This is a genomic window from Amycolatopsis bullii (assembly GCF_014654205.1).
In the GTDB taxonomy this organism is placed as follows: Bacteria; Actinomycetota; Actinomycetes; order Mycobacteriales; family Pseudonocardiaceae; genus Amycolatopsis; species Amycolatopsis plumensis.
In genome coordinates this window covers 146,111-165,484 of record NZ_BNAW01000013.1, presented here as the reverse complement: position 1 = coordinate 165,484, position 19,374 = coordinate 146,111, and the positions used below count along the sequence as shown (strand labels likewise).

16 protein-coding genes are annotated in these 19,374 nt (G+C 69.5%); 4 read left to right on the top strand and 12 right to left on the bottom strand.

All coding sequences use genetic code 11. The annotated features are described in order from the left end of the window. Positions 1 to 110 precede the first annotated feature (110 nt). Entirely contained in the window at positions 111 to 395 is a 285-nt protein-coding gene (locus tag IE317_RS17770) for a substrate-binding domain-containing protein (protein WP_191311400.1), read from the top strand. Between the two features lie 20 nt (positions 396 to 415). Here the strand turns inward: IE317_RS17770 and IE317_RS17765 are convergent, their stop codons facing one another. The 12 genes from IE317_RS17765 to IE317_RS17710 all read right to left on the bottom strand — a co-directional run bounded on the left by IE317_RS17765 (position 416) and on the right by IE317_RS17710 (position 16,712). Beyond that, positions 416 to 1,951, bottom strand: a complete 1,536-nt coding sequence (locus IE317_RS17765; protein WP_191311357.1) for a glycosyl hydrolase family 28 protein — start codon at positions 1,949 to 1,951, stop codon at positions 416 to 418. A gap of 115 nt (positions 1,952 to 2,066) precedes the next feature. Next, positions 2,067 to 3,419, bottom strand: a complete 1,353-nt coding sequence (locus IE317_RS17760; RefSeq protein ID WP_191311355.1) for an SGNH/GDSL hydrolase family protein — start codon at positions 3,417 to 3,419, stop codon at positions 2,067 to 2,069. Positions 3,420 to 3,457: 38 nt separating this feature from the next. Beyond that, complete coding sequence (locus IE317_RS17755) at positions 3,458 to 4,726, bottom strand: SGNH/GDSL hydrolase family protein (RefSeq protein ID WP_191311353.1); 1,269 nt, start codon at positions 4,724 to 4,726, stop codon at positions 3,458 to 3,460. Positions 4,727 to 4,775: 49 nt separating this feature from the next. After that, on the bottom strand, positions 4,776 to 7,877 hold the full coding sequence (locus IE317_RS17750) for a glycosyl hydrolase 115 family protein (RefSeq protein WP_191311351.1): 3,102 nt from the start codon (positions 7,875 to 7,877) through the stop codon (positions 4,776 to 4,778). Between the two features lie 50 nt (positions 7,878 to 7,927). Then, a complete protein-coding gene (locus tag IE317_RS44615; protein ID WP_229902773.1) occupies positions 7,928 to 8,785 on the bottom strand; it encodes an SGNH/GDSL hydrolase family protein in 858 nt (285 codons plus the stop codon). Further along, positions 8,779 to 9,651 carry a PmoA family protein gene (locus IE317_RS17740; protein ID WP_191311349.1) on the bottom strand — a complete coding sequence of 291 codons (873 nt, stop codon included), beginning with the start codon at positions 9,649 to 9,651 and terminating at the stop codon, positions 8,779 to 8,781. The genes IE317_RS44615 and IE317_RS17740 overlap by 7 nt, the downstream gene beginning before the upstream one ends. Further along, positions 9,648 to 10,748 (bottom strand): Gfo/Idh/MocA family protein, encoded by a 1,101-nt coding sequence (locus tag IE317_RS17735; protein WP_191311346.1) that lies wholly within the window; start codon positions 10,746 to 10,748, stop codon positions 9,648 to 9,650. Before IE317_RS17735 ends, IE317_RS17740 begins: the two co-directional genes overlap by 4 nt. A 27-nt stretch (positions 10,749 to 10,775) precedes the next feature. Next, positions 10,776 to 12,080 (bottom strand): ABC transporter substrate-binding protein, encoded by a 1,305-nt coding sequence (locus IE317_RS17730; RefSeq protein ID WP_229902772.1) that lies wholly within the window; start codon positions 12,078 to 12,080, stop codon positions 10,776 to 10,778. 21 nt (positions 12,081 to 12,101) lie between these two features. Beyond that, positions 12,102 to 13,007 (bottom strand): carbohydrate ABC transporter permease, encoded by a 906-nt coding sequence (locus IE317_RS17725; RefSeq protein ID WP_191311345.1) that lies wholly within the window; start codon positions 13,005 to 13,007, stop codon positions 12,102 to 12,104. Continuing rightward, positions 12,997 to 13,920: a carbohydrate ABC transporter permease gene (locus tag IE317_RS17720; RefSeq protein ID WP_191311343.1), complete on the bottom strand. Its 924-nt coding sequence runs from the start codon at positions 13,918 to 13,920 to the stop codon at positions 12,997 to 12,999. Before IE317_RS17720 ends, IE317_RS17725 begins: the two co-directional genes overlap by 11 nt. Before the next feature lie 77 nt (positions 13,921 to 13,997). Continuing rightward, positions 13,998 to 15,041 (bottom strand): LacI family DNA-binding transcriptional regulator, encoded by a 1,044-nt coding sequence (locus IE317_RS17715; RefSeq protein WP_191311341.1) that lies wholly within the window; start codon positions 15,039 to 15,041, stop codon positions 13,998 to 14,000. Positions 15,042 to 15,044: 3 nt separating this feature from the next. Continuing rightward, positions 15,045 to 16,712, bottom strand: a complete 1,668-nt coding sequence (locus tag IE317_RS17710) for a right-handed parallel beta-helix repeat-containing protein (protein WP_229902771.1) — start codon at positions 16,710 to 16,712, stop codon at positions 15,045 to 15,047. 97 nt (positions 16,713 to 16,809) lie between these two features. Here IE317_RS17710 and IE317_RS17705 point away from each other — a divergent pair, with 97 nt between their 5' ends. The 3 genes from IE317_RS17705 to IE317_RS17695 are packed head-to-tail and all read left to right on the top strand — an operon-like array spanning position 16,810 to position 19,372. Beyond that, positions 16,810 to 17,850 (top strand): LacI family DNA-binding transcriptional regulator, encoded by a 1,041-nt coding sequence (locus tag IE317_RS17705; protein ID WP_191311339.1) that lies wholly within the window; start codon positions 16,810 to 16,812, stop codon positions 17,848 to 17,850. An 18-nt stretch (positions 17,851 to 17,868) separates the two neighbouring features. Further along, a complete protein-coding gene (locus IE317_RS17700; RefSeq protein WP_191311337.1) occupies positions 17,869 to 18,513 on the top strand; it encodes a TetR/AcrR family transcriptional regulator in 645 nt (214 codons plus the stop codon). Continuing rightward, positions 18,506 to 19,372, top strand: coding sequence for a crotonase/enoyl-CoA hydratase family protein (locus IE317_RS17695; protein WP_191311335.1), 867 nt, complete (start codon positions 18,506 to 18,508; stop codon positions 19,370 to 19,372). The genes IE317_RS17700 and IE317_RS17695 overlap by 8 nt, the downstream gene beginning before the upstream one ends. Positions 19,373 to 19,374 lie beyond the last annotated feature (2 nt).

Sequence of the window (19,374 nt, the reverse complement as noted above, 5' to 3'; positions counted from 1 at the left end):
GTGGCTGATCGTCCTGGTCCGCGTCTCACGCGCCGTGCCGTCCCCGGTGCGCGGCTACCGCGTCCCCACCCGGCCGGACCGGTGATCCACCGGCCGGTCACCTCGGTGATATCGCACTCGGCGTCGCGGCCTACAACGACCAGGTCGCCCTCGCCGTCCTCGCCGCGGCCGCCGAGCTCGGCCGGTCGGTGCCCGACGAGCTGGCGGTCGCGGGAGTCGACGCCACCGACGTCGGCCAGCTGTGGGCTCCACGGCTCACCACGATCGCCGTCGACATGCCGGTGATGGTCGACGAAGTCATCGCCGAACTGCTCTCCGCACTCACCCACACCGGCATCCCACGGGCCGCGGCCAGCGCACCGCTGCTTCGCGTCGTCGCGGGCCAGACCACCTGACGCGGTCGATTCAACGCAGCTCAGGAGCCGAAGGTGATGCCCGAGACGTAGGCGTTGATGTTCCAGCTCGCGTCCGCATCGGTCCGGCTGGTGATCGGGTTCCCCTGGACCGTGAAGTTGCTGAAGTGCACGCCGCTGATGTTCACCGATGACGAACGTCCGTGGAGGTTGACGACATTCTTGACGTCCGAGGCGACGTTCGTGAAATAGGCGTCGCGGATCGTCGCGGTGTTCTTCGCCGGTCGCCAGGACGGTGGCCGGTCTTCGTTCAAGTCGATCAGGCTGTCGGTCTTCTCCACTCTGACGTTCGCCCACCGGGTGTTCGAGATGACGGCCGTGTCGTACGCGTCGATCACCATCGCGCGGGCCGCCTTCACCACGTCGATGTCTCGGAACGTGATGCCGTCCATCGACGTTCCCTGGTTCTTGGTGCCGATCTTCGCGCAGGCCGAGTTGCTGTAGCAGACGACGTGCTCGTGGACGATGTTCTTGGTGTTGATGGCGCCGGCGGTGGCGTCCTCGTTCTTCGTGGCAATGTTGTCGTCGCCGGTGTAGAGGAACGCGTTGGACAACAGGCCGTTCGTCGCCTCGTCGAAATCCACGCCGTCGGTGTTGTTGTACGTCGTCGTGGTGGGGCGGCAGTTGATCACCTTGTAGTTCTTGATGGTCACCTTGTCGCTGCGGTAGACGAGCGTGTTCCAGTAACCGGGGTCTCGGACGGTGAGGCCGTCGACCAGGATGTCGGAGCTCTGCTCGATTTTCAGCAGGTTCAGCTTGGTGCCCTGCGCTCGCAGCGACTTCCCGTTCCCGTCGATGACACCGCGGCCCAGCAGCTTCGCGTTGCTCACCTTGAACATCCGGATGGTCGCGTGCTGGGCGCCCTCGATGTTCACGCCGCCGCTGCCCGTGTTGAAGTCTCCCGGCTTGTTCGAGCCGTAGAGGACCGCGCCCGCAGCGAGGTACAGGGTCATGTTGCTCTTCATCCACAGCTCACCGACCTGGTACCGGCCGGGCGGAACGTAGAGGATGTTCCGGGTCGCTCCGGAGGCGGCGTTGACGGCGCTTTGGATCTTGGCCGTGACCAGCGTCGCTCCCGTGTTGTCGACCCCGTAATCGGCCAGGTTCTTGACATTGGCGTCACCCACCCGGGGCTGGTTCGACTCGGGCGCGTCGATCAGGATGAACAGCAGCTCCTTGGCGTCGAACTGGACGATCAGGTAGTTCGGGCCGCTGTCGAAGGTGATCGTGTTGCCGCTCTTGGTGACCGCCAGGTTCCGGCTCTTGGGGCTGACGGTGTAGGAGCCGAAGCTCTGGGCGACGGTGACCGAGAACTTCGCCGTGCCCGGTCCCGCCAGGGAACAGTGCGCGTAGTGCACCTGCATCTCGGGGGCGAATTTGGTCATCTTCTCGACGAACAGCGGCGCGCCGTCCGCTGCGACGGTGTAGAGGGGGCTTGCTGTCGCGCCGCGCAGGGCGGGATCGGCAACGCAGCCGCCTGCTGCCTGACCGGCCGCGCTGTGCCCGGTCGAAGTAGTGGCGCCGGATGCCGGCGCCACCAGGGCATTTGTCCCGATCCCGCTACCGATGACGAGGAGTAAGATTGCTACCACCTTCGCAAGCTGCCTGATTCTCATGAGAATCCTCCTTCGGAAGTCGTTGCCGGGTGAATGGTCAGGACCGGACCAATGCCGCGGTGAGCACCGGGGCGTAGAAGGCGGTGATCGCGGCGATGTTCGGATGGGTGCCGGTGCCGTCGGTTCCGGGATAGCCGTTGGCGAGGTTGCTGAAGGTGTACGCCACCCGCTGGCTGTCGACGCGCGTGTCGAGGGACGTGTCTTTGAAGACGTCCGCGACCGTCACGCCCCACTTCTGGCAGATCTGCAGGGTCACCGCCCGCAGGGCCAGTTGCGTGTTCCAGTCGCGGGAGCCGAGCTTGTGCACCGCTACGTACACAATCCGGGCGGCCGGCCACTTGGCCCGCATCGCGGACAGGGCGGTTTCGAGTGAGCCCGCGTAGGTCGACTTGGCGAACTTGGCCGGGTCGAAGCCGTCGGCCATCGCGCCGATCGGGTACCGGTTGCCGTCGTGGATCACCTCGGCGTCGTTGGTGCCGCCGTCGAACACGACGTAGTCGGGTGAGGTCGAGGCGGCGGCGTTCACCTGCGTGACGACCTGGCCGCCCGAGGCGCCGGCCGGGCCGATCGTGGCGCCGTTCCTGGCGTACTTGGTCAGGTTTATGAGTTCGCGTTCGGCCGTGAAGTTCACGAAGCCGCGGGGGTACTTGTGGCCGTAGACGATGCTGTCGCCGAACGCGTACACCGTCTTGCCCTTCAACCGGCCGTTCGCCGCGACCGCCGGAACCGTGAGGCGGAAGTTGTCGATGGACTGCACGCCGGTTCCGTAGTAGTCGCAGGCGACGAGCTTCGCGAGGTTCTTGCCGGTCACCTTCGCCGTGCCGGAGGCGAGGACCGTCGCGGCGGCTTCCCGAGTGGCGATCGTGTACTGCACGGTCTGCAGCGTGAAGTCCAGGTGCAGGCGGACGGTGTACCACTTGGTGCGGTCGAAGGTGGTCTTGACCCAGGCCGGATCGAGCGAGTCCGGCGCGGACGCCGAGTCGGACACCGGGCCCGTCAAGCCGTACCGCAGTTCGGTGGCGGTGGCGGCGATCGCGAACACCAGATCGCCGTGGTCGTCCCGCAGCTCGATGCCGGTCTTGTTCGAGCTGCTCGTGATGGCCGTCTTCCAGTCGAACGCCAGCTCGAGGGTTCGCTGCCCGGCCACGGCCGCGTCGAACGCCTTGACCGAGGTGGTGTGCTTGCCCATTCCCTTGGTGACGTCCAGGACCCCACCCGTTACGGCGGCTCCCGCCGGGAAGCCGAAGTTCGCCGGGGTGGTCTGTGCGCTGAACGTCTCGTCGATGAGAACGCCGGGTGCCGCCGCGGCGGCCTCGACCGCGGGAGCGACGAGGAGGATTGCAGCTACGGCCGGAAGGAGCCGGCGAGTTCGGCGGAGGGGGGCAAGCATGTGGGTTCCCTTCGGGTGAGCGAGACGACGTCGACGCCTTACCGGGTGACCAGAGTGGTCGGTACGGCGTCGGCGAGGGCCAGATACCCGGCCGGGTTGAGGTGCAGGTGATCACCGCTGTCGTAGGCCGATCGGAGGCGGCGGGGATTGGCCGGATCACGGACGGCCTGGTCGAAGTCGGCCACCGCGTCGAACTCGTTGCTCGTGCGGATCCACGAGTTGACCGTCTGACGGGCCGCTTCGTGGGTTCTGGCCGCGTTGTCGTAGCTGTTGCCGCCGAACGGCGTGATCGTCGCGCCGGACACCTTGATGCCCGCGGCGTGGGCCTTGGTGATGAACTGCCGGTACGCGGCGATGAGGCTGGCGGCGGTCTGGGGTGAGCCGTTGCCACCGAGGTCGTTGACGCCCTCGAAGACGACCAGCCACTTGACGCCGCTCTGGCTCAGGACGTCACGGTCGAAGCGGGAGACCGCAGTGGGGCCGAGCCCGCCGCTGAGCACCGCATTGCCGCCCGCGGCCTCATTCACGACGGCGACGTTCGCGGTGGCACCCTGCTTCTGGAGCCGGGTGAACAGGGCGTCCGGCCAGCGGTCGTTGCCGTTGGTGGTGGAGCCGCGGCCGTCGGTCAGCGAGTCACCGAGCAGCACCACCGCACCGGCGCGCTCCGGCGCCCACACGTCCAGGCCGCTGAGGAAGTACCAGTGGTCGACCCGGGTCGTGCCGGCCAGGGTGGTGTCGGTGAGGTGGTTGCCCTTCATCAGGTACGAGGTGGTGCGCGAACCGGGGTGCGAGGTGATGCGGCTCGATGCCTGTCCTTTGGCGAGGTAGAGCGTCACCGTGAGGTTGGCTCCGCTCGCCACGGTGATGTCCAGCGGGTCGGAAAGCGCTTCCCTACCGGTGGCGACCGTCACCGACTTCTGGCCGCCGAAGGTGACCGCCTTGGCGCTGCCGGCCTGGATCCCGCTCACGCCGGCGGCGCCACCGGCCGGCACCGCCACGGACGCGGCGGTGATCGGCAGGACCGCGCCCCCGAAGACGTTGTTCAGGTGCAGCCGGAACCGGGAACCGCCGACCGAGACGTGCAGGGTCTGCCGCAGCGTGGTGTCGGCCATGACCTGGCTGCCCTGCGTGTACGGGGCGGGCGGCATGTTGGACGCCTCGGTCAGCTGCGGCATGGACGTCCAGGTCGCCACCCAGTGGTCACCGGCCGAAGTACCGGCGTACGCCGTGGTGGCGGGGACGGCTCCGGCCGCGCCGAGGGTGAGGGCGGCGACCGCTGCGAACCAGGACCGACGACTGAGCTTCATGACTTCCTCCGAATGGGCAAGTGGACCGCCGATCGGGACCGCGGCCGCGTCACCGGCCCCCTCCGTTGCTCCGCAGGCTCTCCGGCGGGCCGAGATAGCTGATCGCGAGACCGCCGGTGTCGACGACCAGCTTCTGCACCACGACGGTCGGGTCGACCAGCCAGAACTTCAGCGTGTGCGCGCCGGGGGCGGTCACGGTGAACTTGGTGGCGGTGCGGTTGGCGGCGTCGGCGGCGTTCATCCCCCACGACGCGTTCATGGTGAGGTCATTGGCGCCCGTGGCGGCGACGGCGTCGACGGTCTGGGCCGGCTGGTCGTCGATGGACACCGCGTACCGCATCCCGGTGCCACCCGGCAGCGTCGCGTTGCGTGGGGCCAGGTAGGTCCAGACGGTGACCGAGCCGGTGGTCGTGAGGTTCATCCGGTACTCCAGCCGCGGCCCGCTTCCACCCGGGGTCCGGGCGGCGGCGGTGACCGGGGTCGCTTGCATGCCCGAGCCGTCCCGGCCGATGTCGGGGATGCGCAGCCACGACACCCCGTTCTCGCCGACCGCGTTGGTGTAGTGGTCGGCCTGCATCGACACGTATCCGCCCGCCTCGACGAATCCGGACGCCGCCGGGGCCGCCGGGTTGTCCACCACGGCCTGGACCTGCACGGTGCGGCCGGCCCCGGTGACGGTCAGCGGCACCCGGGTCGTGCCGCGCGGGGCACGGGACCAGTCGACGCCGACCGTGGCCCGGATCTGGTCGCTCACCGTTCCGCTCGCCGGGGTGACCGTGAGCCAGGGGACGGCGGCGGTGATCCGGTACGGGAACGCGGTCGTACCGCGGTTGAACACCTCGAGGTACGGAGCAGGCGCGGTCCCGTACGGGCTGAGGGCGGGCAGCACGGCCGGGCTCGTGGCGTTGGGCCACCAGCTGGTCGAGCCGGCGACGGCCACGCCCATTTCGGCGGTGCGGGGCACGGTGATGCGTTGCAGAGCCGGGTAGATCTGGTCCGGCTGCGGTGGGTCGGACCAGCTGGCGTTGTTTCCGTAGCGGGCCTTGTCGCCGTACCCGATCTTGGTCTGGGTCTGCCAGCCCTTCCACTTTCCCTTGGCCAGGGTGGTGTTGTAGTAGTTCGACATCGCCGTGTCGTCGGCCAGCCGCGCGTTGGCGAGGTCGGCGTAGGCGTTGGTGGCCGCCCGGCCCTGGCCGGCGTACTGGCGGTTGAGGAACTGCGCCTGCCGCAGCGCGTACAGGTTGGCCGTCGCCTGCACCTCGTAGAGCACGAGTTCGTAGTACGCGTCCTGGTCGGCGGCCGGGAGCCGCCGGCCGACCTGGCGGGCCTGCTGCGCCAGACGTTGCCAAGCGTCGGTGACCCGCGCCAGCTCGTCGTAGTTCTCGATGCTGAACGGGGTCATCGTGTCATCGGTGGTGATCGAGCCGGTCATGGTCCGGGTGAACCGCCGGTTGGTCGACTCCGGCTTGCGGATCGCCTGCAGGTGCCCGTACTGGTGCAGCACGTCGGCCACCCCGGCCGCCGCGTCCGGCCCGAAGTTCTGCGCCGCGAAGCCACGCTCCCAGTCCCCGAGCCTGCTCGCCGGGATCGCGGCCGGGTTCCACGCGTAGTCGAGGAAGAACTGCAGCGGCCGTTCTTCGTTCTTGAGGTCGCCGACGTTGGTCACCCACAGCCGGTCGTCGCCGTAGCTGTGGGCGGCGTGCAGTTGTTCCCACGTGCCGGCCAGGTTGACCGTGTCGACCCACTTGTAGCTGCGGCTGGCCCCGACGTAGTCGAAGTGGTAGTAGAGCCCGTACCCCCCACCGCGCGCGGGCAGCGCCTGGTCCGGGAACTTGCGGATGTTGCCCCAGTTGTCGTCGGTGAACACCACCGTCACGTCGTCCGGCGCCCGCAGCCCCTCGTCCCAGTACTTCTGTACCTCCTTGTACAACGTCCACACCTGCGGCACCGTGCTCGGGTCCTGGCCGGTCACCTGGGCGATGATCTGCCGCTGCTTGGCGATGATGCTCTTCATCAGGTCGATGCCGGAGCCGTCGGGCAGCGCGGTGTCGCCGTTGCCGCGCATGCCCAGCGTCACCACCATGTCGGACTTCTGCTGGAACATGCGGGTGAAGCACTTCGTCCAGTACGCCGTGACGGCGGCCTGGTTCTGCCGGTAGCTCCACTGACCGTTGCCACCGTAGGGGTCACCGACCGGATCACCCTTGGCGTTCTTGACGACGTGGCGGTTCCACTCCTCGATGCCGCACGTCATCGGTGCCTCGTGGGACGTGCCCATGACGATCCCGTACCGGGTGGCCGTCGCCTGGTTTTCCGGGTCGTCCTCGGCGAACGCCCGGCCCCACACGGCCGGCCACACGTAGTTCGCCTTCAGCCGCAACGCCAGTTCGAAGACCTTCTCGTAGTACCGGTGGTTGAGCCCGGACGGTTGGCCCGGCGCCGTTCCCTTCCCGAACACGTTCGGCGCCCACGTGCCGGTCTGCGGGTTCTCGTCGTTGACGAAGAAGCCCCGGTACTTCACCGCCGGTGTGCCTTGCGTGTGCCGGCCCGGCAGCACGTACACCGCGTCGTGATGGCGGGCGGGAACGTCGTCCCACCAGTTCCACGGCGACACCCCCATCGCGCGGGACACGTCGTAGGCGCCGTAGATGGTGCCGCGCTGGTCGCTGCCGGCGATGACGAACGCACTGTCCACACCGGGCATGGGCTGGGAAACCACCTGCTCCAGCGTGGTCTCCCACTTTCCGGCGATCCCACCCGCGTCGAGTTTCCCCGCCGTGACGAGGCCGTCGATCAGCGCGCTGTGCCCGATCGTACCGATCAGCACCGCCTGGCGGGCCCCGGCCGGCACGGCACCCGTCAGGACCTTGGGCGTCGTGCCCGTCACCCGGCCGACGTCACCCTGCAGATCGCCCACGGCCCGGACCACACCGAGGTGGTCCGCGGCGTCGATCACCAGCGGCGCCGCCTGCCCCGCCGCGACCAGCGGGAAACTGCCCGGGTCCGGCTGGGTCGACAGGTAGTCGCCGAGCCGGTCACCGGCCGGTGCCGCGGTGGCGGGCGGCGAGCCACCGGCCGCGAAGCCGGCCGTGGCCGCCGCGACGACCATGACCAGCGCTGCACCGGCCAGCCGCCGTACGGTTTGCCGCATGGTGCCGTTTCCCTTCGTCCTTGCCGTGGCGTCGAACTGGGAGTCGCCGACTACTTGAGATAGCTCGCCAAGGGGATCTTCTGGTCCCGCAAGGCCTTCGCCACGATCCCGGCGATCTTGTCGGCGCCGGCGGCCTCGAAGTGCGTGTGGTCGTTGCAGAAGAACGCCCCGACGGCGCCCTTGGTGTAGTCGCCGTTGTTCGGGCACAGCTTCAGCGTGTTGTAGAGCGTGTAGCTCAGCTTGTGCAGGTCGATGACCGGGCTGCTGCTCGCGGTGCCCGCGGCCGCCGTCTCGGTGAGGAAACCGCGGTTGCCGACGGCGGTGCTGCCGCTGCACGTGATCGCCGCGACCGGTGTCAGCAGGATCGGGTGGGCGCCCCGGTCCTTCGCCGCCTGGGCCATGGCGGTGAGCAGGCTCTGGTACCGGGCCCGGCCCACGTGCCTGGGGCAGTTCGCGTCGCTGTCGTTGATGCCGAACTGGATGACCAGGTAGTCGCCCGCGTGCATGCCCTTGGCCGGGTCGAGCATGTCAAGCCACCGCTGGGCGTACGTCTTCGGACTGACGACGCATTCACCGGCGGAATCCTTGCGGCTGGTGACGTTGGATTCGTACAGCCAGGTCTGGACGCTGCGTCCGGCCACCGCCATGTTGACGACCGTGACGTCGCCGGTGAACAGCCGGCCGAACCGGCTCCCCCAGCCGACCGGGCAGGTCGACTTGGGATCGCTCATCGTCGAGTCGCCCGCCATCCACACCTTGATCCCGGCGGCCGCCACCTTCGCGCTCGCGGCGCCAGCCGTGCACCCCGGTCCGGACGACGCCTCGCCAGTCCCCGCCGCCACGACAAGCGGTGCGAACAGCACCATCGCGGCGGCCACGATCCCGGTCCGGACAACGGTTCTCACCATGAGTGACCTTCCACATAGGATTCGATGTGGCCGCGGTCCCACGCGCCGCATCCGACGACGACGCGGTACCGCAGCCGCAGGGTTTCCCCCGGCGCGAGGCCCAGCTTGTCGAAGAAGGCGAACGACGGGTTTACCGCCGGGAAGGGGGTGTTGCGCACGAACCAGCGCGTGACTGCGTTTTCGGGGTGGTCGAGGAACAGCAGGGTGGACGACCGGTCCACTTCGTCGTGGTGCCCGACATACGCCAGCCACGGCGCTTCCTGGCCCATCAGCTCCGGACCACCCCGCCCACCTGCGGCGATGATCTCCCCACCGGTGAACTCCCTCGGCCCGCGCCAGAACAGGCCGGTGTACCCGGCCAGATCCCGCCCGCTGGTCGTCGGGCTGCCGAAGACGAGCGGCTCGCCGCGCACGTTCGTCAGCTCCGTCGCGAACCCCAGCGTCCACGACTCGTCGTCGACGTCGACGACGGTGCACTCCCGCACCTCGTCCACCCAGTGCTCGCCGGCCTGGGTGTGCCAGGTCAGCCGTTCGGTGAACCCCGCACCGGCGATGACAAAGTCCTCGTGCCGCATGGTGCCAACGTTCGGCAGCTCGACGTAACCTTCGTCGCGCACGTAGGTCACTCCGCCCCAGAAGTTCTGCCCGGACAGGTCCGTGGCGGTCATCTGGATGCCCTTGTGCCACCGGTGGTCGTGCGGCCGATAGGCCGTCACGACGTCACCCGCGAGCGTCCGCACCGGGTGCAGGTACGGCTTCGGCCCCTCGAAGGCCGAAGCCGCGGGTTGCACGACGTAGCGGAAGAGCTCGACGTCCCCGGCATGAACCGCCAAGGCGTCCCCGGTCCGGACGATTTCGGGGTTCACGGAGCCGCCACCGCCGCCCACGGCGCGCCCGTCCCGTCCATCCGCCGGTAGAACGGATCGCCCGGCGCGATCTGTCCACAGCGGACCGGAAGGCCGGTGAAGGCGGATGCGTAAAGGGCGGCGATGAACTCCATGGTGTTCCGGGCGTCCGCCCCCGTCACCGGGGGTGGGTCGCCGCGGTCCAGCGCGTCGAGCACCGCCGTGACCTGACCTTCGTGGCTGCTGGGTGAGCTCGGCCCGGCGTCGGCCCACCAGGACAGGACATCTTCGTGGCCCGGTGCGGGGGTCATCGTCCAGTCCGTCTCCGTGTACCCGTACAGATGCTCCACCTCCACCGTGGCGCGCTCGAAGTCGAACCTCAACGCGGAAGTCTGCCGGGGCGAGACCAGGGAGTTGACGACCGTGGCCACCGCTCCGCTCTCGAAGGTCACCAACGCCATCGACACGTCTTCGGTGTGCACGGCGCGAGCCCGTCGCGCAGCCAGCGCGCGAACCTCCCGCCACGGGCCGAGCACGGACAGCAGGAGGTCGAACTGGTGAATGCCGTGCCCCATCGTCGGCCCGCCGCCCTCGCTGTCCCACGAGCCCCACCAGGGCACCGCGAAGTAGCCGTCGTCGCGATACCACAGAGTGGCGCAGGTGGCCAGCAGCGGCCTCCCCAGCCGGGCCGCCGCGGCCAGCCTCCGCAGCCGGACCGCGGGAGCCCCGAATCGGTGCTGGAAGACGGTGGCGACGTGGGCGCTCGACCGCCGCTCCGCCGCGACCAGTTCGTCCATCTCGGCGAGGGACAGGGCCGGCGGTTTTTCGACGAGCACCGTGACCCCCGCGTCCAGGCACTCGATCGCCAGGGGCGTGTGCTGCCGCGGCGGGGTGCACAGGTGAACCAGATCCACGGCCTCGCGCGCCAGCAATGCGGCGAGACTGGGATACACCCTGGGCACACCGTGCTCGTCGGCGAACGCGCGGGCACGGTCGTGCTCGATGTCGACGACCGCGACCAGGCGCGCCCGGTCGCCTGCGGCACGCAGCGCCGAGGCGTGGGCGTTCGCGATCGCTCCGGTTCCGACGATCGCGCTGAGGTGGGTCCGCGCCGGCATGGCGCTCCTTTCTCCTCCGATGAGCACCTACCTGGCGGCGTCGATGTCGGCCTGCAGCTCGGCGATGAACGCCGTGGCGGCCTTGTCGGGGGCGGCCCGGCCGAACAGGACGTCCTCGGTGTGCCGCTTGAGGATTGTCTCGACCGTGCTGCCGCCGTTCGGGGTGACGCGGGGCGGGTCACTGACCTTGATCTGGTTCAGGTAGTCGGCCGCGGCCTTGTCGGTGGGCTTCAGGCTGCCGTCGATGGCCGCGCGGATCTTCGTGTTGGCCGGGACCCCGCGGTCGGTCAGCATGACCTTCGCCGCGTCCTGGTCGTTGGCCAGGAAGTCCAGCAGCAGTGCCGCTTCCGCCGGGTGCTGGGACCGGGCCGAGACCGACCAGAACATCGACGGCTTGTAGTACTCGGCGTGCGCCTGGGTCTCACCGGGCAGCTTCAGCAGTTTCAGCTTCTGGCCGCTCGCCGCGCTCAAGGTGGTCAGCTGGGTGTTCCAGCAGAAGCCGAACGCGGTGGCGTTGGTGGCCACGGCCGTCTGGCTGAGCGTGCCGCCTGCCTTCTCGATGGTGACCGAGGGCGGCGGCGCGGCACCGCCGTGGGCCAGGTCGAGCAGGTAGGCGAAGTAGCGGGTGAGGACCTCGGGCGGGATGGCGACCTTGCCCTTGTCGTCGAACAGCGAGCCGCCCGCCTGCCGGGCCCAGATCTGGAGGCCGCCGGCGTCGCTGAAGCCCGGGGACTGCACGCCCCACACCGAGCCGCCGCCGGCCCTCGAGACCTGCTCCGCCACCTTCTTCAGGTCATCCCAGGACCACGTGGTGTCGTCCGGGAGCGGGATCCCGTACTTGGCCAGCAGGTCGGTGTTGGCCACCATGGCGTACGACCCGAGGCCGACCGGCAGCCCGTACTGCTGCCCGTCGATCGCGCCGGTGGCCAGGGCCTTGGGGTCGAAGTCGGCGGTGTTCAGGTGCGTCTTCTCGGTGTTGAGGTCCAGCAGCGCGCCGCGCTGGGCGTAGGACGCGAGGTAGAGCTCGTCCATCTGGATGACGTCCGGCGCGTCGTTGGCCGCGACGGTCGTGGCCAGGCTGTCCCAGTAGCTGTTCCAGTCCTTGAACTCCCCGCGCACGGTGATGTTCGGGTGCTTCTTCTGGAACAGCTCGATCACCTGCTGGGTCCGCTTGTGCCGGTCGTCGGCGCCCCACCAGGTGAACCGCAGCGACACCGGTCCGGCGGACAGCTCGTCGCCTCCGCCGGAGGAGGACGAGCAGGCGACCGGCAAGGACGCCGTCATCGTCAGCAGCACCGCCCACACGGCGCGGCGGAGGAGTCTCGAGCGCATGGACTGGAGTCCTTTCCGGGGCTACTTGCCCCCGGTTGTGGCGATTCCCCGGACGAGGTAGCGCTGTCCGAAGAGGAACGCCAGGAAGATGGGGAGGATGGAGAGGACGCTCATCGCGAACAGCGATCCCCACGAAGTGGTCGACGTGGCGTCGACGAACGAGCGCAGGGCAACCGGGACGGTGTACATCTGCGGGTCGGTCAGGTAGATGAGCTGGCTGAAGAAATCGTTCCAAGTCCAGATGAACGTGAAGATCGTCGTGGTGGCCAGCGCCGGTTTCATCAGCGGCAGGACGATCCGCAGGAAGATCCGGGGGTGCCCGCAGCCGTCGATGCGCGCCGCCTCGTCCAGCTCCCGCGGCAGCCTCCGGATGAACTGCACCATCAGGAACACGAAGAACGCGTCGGTGGCCAGCACCTTCGGCACGATCAGCGGCAGGACCGTGTTCACCCAGCCCAGCTGGGAGAACAGGATGTACTGCGGCACGATGATCACGTGCACCGGCAGCATGATCGTGCCGAGCATGACCGCGAACCACCACCGCTTGCCGGTGAACTCCAGGCGCGCGAACGCATACGCGGCCATGGAGCACGACATGAGGTTCCCGAGGATGCAGCCCAGCACCACGATCGCCGAGTTGACCAGGTAGTGGCCGAACGGCGAGGCCAGCGCGGTCCAACCGTCGGCGTAGTTCTGCACCCGCAGGTGATCCAGCACCAAGCCGGGGCTGCGGAAGATCTCGTCGTTCGGCCGCAGCGAGCTGACGACCATCCACAGCACCGGGTAGAGCATGACCACGGCGAGCAGCACCAGGCCGAGGTGCTTGGCGGTGGCCCGCAGGACACTCCGGCCGGTCGGCCGGGACGCCCGCCCCGGCTTCCAAGGCGGGACGGTAGCGGCCGGCCCGGTCGCGATTTCAGTCGTCATAGAACACCCAGAACCTCGACGCCCAGAAGTTGAGGCCGGTGATCCCGGCGATGATCAGCAGCAGCGACCACGCCAGCGCCGAGGCATAACCCATGTCGAAGCGCGCGAAACCCTGCTGGTACAGGTAAAGCGTGTACAGCATGGTGGAGTCCGCCGGCCCCCCGGTGCCACCGGACACCACGAACGCCTGGGTGAACGACTGGAAGGCGTGGATGATCTGCAGCACCAGGTTGAAGAAGACGATCGGCGACAGCAACGGCAGGGTGATCCGCCGGAACCGCGTCCACCGGCCCGCGCCGTCGATGGCCGCGGCTTCGTAGTACGCCACCGGGATCTGCCGCAGCCCGGCCAGGAAGATGATCATCGGCGCCCCGAACGTCCACACGTTGAGCACGATCAGCGTCGACAGCGCCGAATCCGGGTCGGAGATCCACCCGTGCCCGCTGATGCCGACCAGGCCGAGCACCCGGTTCACCAGCCCCTCGGTGCCGAAGATCTGCCGCCACAGCACCGCGATCGCCACGCTCGACCCCAGCAGCGACGGCAGGTAGAACGCCGAGCGGTAGAAGGCCAGGCCCCGCATGCCCCGATCCAGGAGCATGGCGATCCCCAGCGCGCACGCCAGCTGCAGCGGAACCGATACCAGGACGTAAGTGAACGTCACCCGCAGCGCGTTGTGCAGCCGCTCGTCGGTGAAGACCCGGGCGAAGTTGCCCAGCCCGATGAACTTCGGCGGCTGGATCAGGTTGTACTTGGTGAACCCCAGCCCGAGCGACGCCGCGATCGGCCCGGCGGTGATGAACACCAGCCCGGCGAACCACGGCAGCAGGAACCCGAACGCGGCCTTGTTGTCACGCCGGGAGGACCGCGCGCCGCGCCGACGCAGTCCGCGAAGCTCGTCGAGGGTGCTCATACCGTCGTCTCTTCGCCGAGACTCGGAAAACGCATTCCAGCAGTGTGGCCGGGAGCACAGCGGACGTCAAGAGCGCATCAGCCTGCGGTCGTGGCCCGGTCCCCGGTGCTGTCCCGGAGCACCAGCCGGCCTTCGACGGTCACGTGGGTGACCGCGCCGGGTTCGCCGAGGGCGAGCCGGATCGCCTCGGTTCCGGCGTAGGCGAGCGGCAGCGCCATGGTGGTCAGCCTGGGCGTCACGTTGACCGCGGGCCCGATGTCGTCGAACCCGGTCAGCGACACGTCGTCCGGCACGGCGACGCCGGCCTCGCGCAAGGCCCGGAGCGCGCCGACCGCGATCAGATCGTTGACCGCCAGGACCGCGTCGATCCCAGCCATCCCTTCGGCGGCCAGGTGGCGGGCCACTTCGTACCCGCCCTCCCGGCTGACCGGGCAGTGCACGATCCGCACGGCGGACTCGGCGACGCCCCCCGCCCGGAGGCCGTCGACCAGCCCCGCGGTCCGGGCTTCCGGGGCGGCCTCCCCCTGGGCGCCGGCGATGATCACGATGCGGCGGTGCCCCGTCTCGGCCACGTACCGGCCGAGGCGGGATGCCGCGCCGCGGTTGTCGAACCCGACGGAATGGAACGGCAGGTCCGTGTCCCCCACGATCACCACACGGCCGCCGTCGTGCTCGTACGCGCGCAGTTCCGCGAGCAGCCGTCCGGACAGCGCGCCGGCGTCGACGCGGCCGGAGGTCAGCACCAGCGCCCGCGGCCGCAGGGCCCTGACCCGGCGGATGGTCTCCAGCTGGCGTTCGGGGTCGCCGTGGGTCGCGGAGACGGTGACGAAGGCCCCGGTCGTGCTGGCCGCGCGTTCCATCGCCGAGACCACGATGGCCATCGACGGGGTGGTGACGTCGTCGGCGACCAGCGCGAGGGAGTCGCTGACCCGCCTCATCGCCCGCGCGGAGGCGTCCGCGGTGTAGTGCAGCCGCTCGGCCGCGGCCAGCACCCGCTCGCGCAGCTCCGGCGCGACGGTCCGGGAGCTGCTCCCGAGTACCCGGGACGCGGTCGCGAGCGAGACACCCGCGACCGCGGCGACGTCGTGCAGCGTCACGGTGTCCCGTGCCGGGTGCGGCATCCTCTACCCCACTTCGAACGCGCCGATGTCTGGTTTGCCGGCATACAGCGGGGTGCCCGCGTAGTCCCGGCCACCGTTGCCGCTGATCACCACACCCCGGTTGACGGCGGGCGAGCCGGACCGGACCCGCAGACCGTACGCCGCGGTGAGCCGCGGCCCGGACGCCGGTGTCCCTGCCGTGTAGTCCGGCGCCCCGGTGAACTGCGGATCCGCGCGGACGGCGTGGACGTCACCCGAGGGCACCGGCAGGCTCGCGCCGCCGTACAGGTTGCTGTCGTAGCGGATCGTCGAACCGGTGGTCAGCGACGCGCCCGCCACCTTCGAGTACAGGATGTTGTCCGTGAGGTCATACGACGAGGTCAGCGAGGTCCCGTAGCCGTAGACCAGGTACTTGCCGCGGTCGTTGTAGAGCGTGTTGCCGTACACCTTCGCCTTCGACGCCTTGTCCGAGTGCAGGTAGAGCGGGTACCGGGTGTTGCCGGCGAGCACGTTGTAGCGCACCACGACGTCCCCGAAGACGAACTGGCACAGCAAGATGCCGTCGCCGTTGCCGTGCGACCAGTTGTACTGCACGACCACCTTCGTCGTGGCCTTGTCCGCGTCGATGCCGTTGGAGTCCGCGCCGTGGGCCTTCTGCTGCGTCTCGGCGACCTCGTTGGACTGGATGGTCACGTCGTCGGCGAAGTAGGCCTCGATGCCCGACGTCCCGGCCCGGTACACCACGTTCTGCTCGACCACCGCGTGCCGGACGCCGGTCAGGTACACGCCGTTGCAGCCGTAGGCGGTACTGGGCTGGCTGATGTGGTTCCCGCGGATGACCACGTTCGTGTGCGGGGTGAACCTGGTGTCGCCCGCGCTCGTGCGGCTGCCCCAGCCGATGGCCACCGCACCCGGGGCGTCCCCGGAGTACTGCTTGACCACGATGCCCGCGAACGAGGTGTTCGCGACGACCGAGTTCTGGATCGTGATGCCGTCGAGCACCGTCGGCGCCGCCGGTGGCGCCCCGATGTTCGCCACGGTGGAGTCGAAGACGATGCCGCCGGTCTTCTTGGAGCGGTCCCAGCCCATCTTGAAGTGGATCCCCGGAGCGTTGTCCGCCGTGTCGCCGCCGATCCAGTTCACCTCGCCGGTGACGTCGTGGACGCTGACACCGTCGATGACGAAGCCGTGCAGTGTCCGGCCGCCGGTGCCGGTGACGTGGATGCCCCGCAGGTCTTGGAGGTTCGCCCCCGGCGTGCCCGTCGACGGCGCCTGGTTGGTCACCTCGAGGTGCCGAATCGTCCAGAACTCCTGGTCGGCCAGGCGCACGGTGTCGGCGACCGCGCCGCCGCCGTCGATCCGCGGGTTCGCGCCGTCGCCGTAGCGGTCGATCGTGACCGGCGCACCCGAGGCGCCGGAGCCCTTCGGCCACAGCTGCCCGCTCCACCGCCCACCTGCCTTCAGCAGGAGTTGGTCCCCCGCGTGGAAGGTCATCTGGTTGACCTTCGTGAGGCTGCGCCAGGCGTGCGCGCTGTCCGTCCCGGCCGCGCTGTCGTTGCCCTGCGCAGCGTCGACGTAGTAGCTCACCCCGGCGGCCGACGCGCTGGGGGCAGCGAGAATCACCTGCGCCGAGGCGACGAGCAATGCCGCCGTGAGCAACGCCGGAGCGGCTTGCCTGGAGATACTGAACACGTGGTACTCCTCACGCCATCGTGGGACCACTGCCGGAAAACGTATTCCACCATCTATTGTCGAGCTTCACAAGAACGAGGGAAGAGTTCGTCACCCCATGACCGAGGCACCCACCGGCTCCTCCCCCACGCTGCGGGACGTCGCCACGGAGGCCGGCGTCTCCGCGGCCACGGCGTCGCGGGCACTCAACGGCAGCACCCGTAACGTCAGTCCGGAGAAGCTCGCGCTCGTGCTCCAGGCGGCCGCGAAACTCGGCTACGCGCCGAACCTGTCGGCGCAGGCCACCGCCCGAGGCTCGACGAAGACGATCGCGCTGATCATCCACGACCTCGCCGACCCGTACTTCTCCTCCATCGCCGCCGGCGCCATCGAAGGCGCCGAGGCCGCCGGGCTGACGGTGACCATGGCGGTCACCGACCGGTCACCGGACCGCGAGCTGGAGATCGTCTCGACCCTGCGCGGCCACCGCCCGCACGCGATCATCCTCGGCGGCAGCCGCATCGGGGACGACCACGCCGCACTCGCCCGGGAACTGCAGGCGTACGAAGCCGCGGGGGGACGCGTGGCCGTGGTGAGCCAGCCGGCCCTGCCCTACGGCACCGTCACCATCGACAACCACCACGGCGCCGAAGAGCTGGCCACCGCCCTGGTGGCCCACGGATACCGGCGGTTCGCCGTGCTGCGCGGACCCGACGCGCTACGCACCTCCCGCGACCGCGCGGACGGGTTCCTCGCCGGCCTCGCCCGTGCGGGACTCGATGCGCCCGACCGGATCGAAACCGAGTTCACCGAGGACGGCGGCCACGCGGCCATGACGCGGCTACTCGACCGCGGCCTGGACGGCCTCGAGCTGGTGTTCGCGGTCAACGACGTCATGGCGATCGGCGCCATGCGCGCCCTGCGCGACGCGGGCCTGGTCCCCGGACGCGACCTCGCCATCGCCGGCTTCGACGACATCAGCGCCGCCACCGACGTCACCCCGGCCCTGACCACCGTCGGCGTGCCCATGCACGCGATGGGCCTGCGCGCGATCGAGCTGGCCCTGGCCGGCAACGACCCGGGCGAGGTCGTGCGGCTGCCGACCACCGTCGTGTTGCGGGACAGCACCCCTCGACACCGCATTGACAGTCAGATGTGACTGTGAAACGGTGCCGGCATGCCTCCGGACACCAAACCGCCCGGCACCCGAGCCGCGCAGCGGGAAGCCACGCGTCAGCGCATCGTCGCGGTCGCGGTGGACCTGCTGGTCACCCGCGGGCTGGCCGCGACCACGACCGTCGAGGTGCAACGCACCGGCGGGTTCAGCCGCGGAGCGCTGCTGCATCACTTCCCGACCCGGGAAGCGATGCTGGGCGCCACGATCCGGGCGCTGATGGAACGCAACGAACTGGCGGTGCGGGAGGCGGCGGCCGCCCTGCCGGCCGAACTCGATCGGGTGACGCGTGCGGTCCGGGTGCTGGGCGCGTCGATGGTGCGCCCCGCGTTCGTCGCCGAGCTGGAACTGTGGGCCGCCGCGCGCACCGATCACCAATTGCGGGACGTACTGCGCGACGAGGAAAAGCGGGCCCGCCGCGATCTGTACCGGGTGGTCGACGACGTGTTCGGCGCGGACCTGGTGACCGGCGACCGCTACCCGATGGTGGCGTCGCTGACCGTGCAATTCCTGCGGGGCCTGGCGATCTCCGACGTGCTGCGCGGCGAAGGCGGCGCAACCGAGCGGCTGCTCGAGGACTGGGCGTCGGTCGCGCGGGCCATCCTGGCCGGCCGCCCGCTGGACGAGAACGGAGCGACACATGAGTGATCTCATCGGCTACGAAGTGCACGGCCGCAAGGCGTATCTCACGCTGAACCGACCCGACCGGCTGAACGCGATCACGGCGGAGCTGGCGCGGCGGCTCCGCGAACTGGTCGAGCAGGCCAACGACGACCCCGAGGTCCGGGTGATCGTGGTGCAGGGCGCCGGGCGGGCGTTCAGCGCGGGCTACGACCTCAAGCAGTACGCCGAGCACGGTGACCTCACGCAGCCGCCGGTCTGGGACCCGATCCAGGACTACCGGCACATGAAGCGCAACACCGACGACTTCTTCACCCTGTGGCGCTCGCTCAAGCCGACCATCGCCAAGGTCCAGGGGTACGCCGTCGCCGGCGGCAGTGACATCGCGCTGTCGTGCGACCTGGTGGTGATGGCCGACGACGCGCGCATCGGCTACATGCCGGCCAGGGTGTGGGGGTGCCCCACCACCGCGATGTGGGTCTACCGGCTCGGCGCCGAACGGGCCAAGCGGATGCTGCTGACCGGCGACACCATCGACGGGACCACCGCCGCCGCGTGGGGACTCGTGCTGGACGCGGTCCCCGCCGCCGGACTCGACGACGCCGTGGAGGCGCTGGCCGACCGCATCGCCGGAGTCCCGATCAACCAGCTCGCCATGCAGAAGCTGATGATCAACCAGGCCTACGACAACATGGGGCTGTCCGGAACCCAGATCCTGGCCACCCTGTTCGACGGCATCACCCGCCACTCCCCCGAGGGCCGCTGGTTCCAGGAGTTCGCCGCCCAGCACGGCTTTCCGGCCGCCGTGCGCTGGCGGGACGCCGGACGGCCGATCCCCGACGGCGGCGGCCCGATCCCGACCTCGGCCGAACTGAACGGGGAGTGACC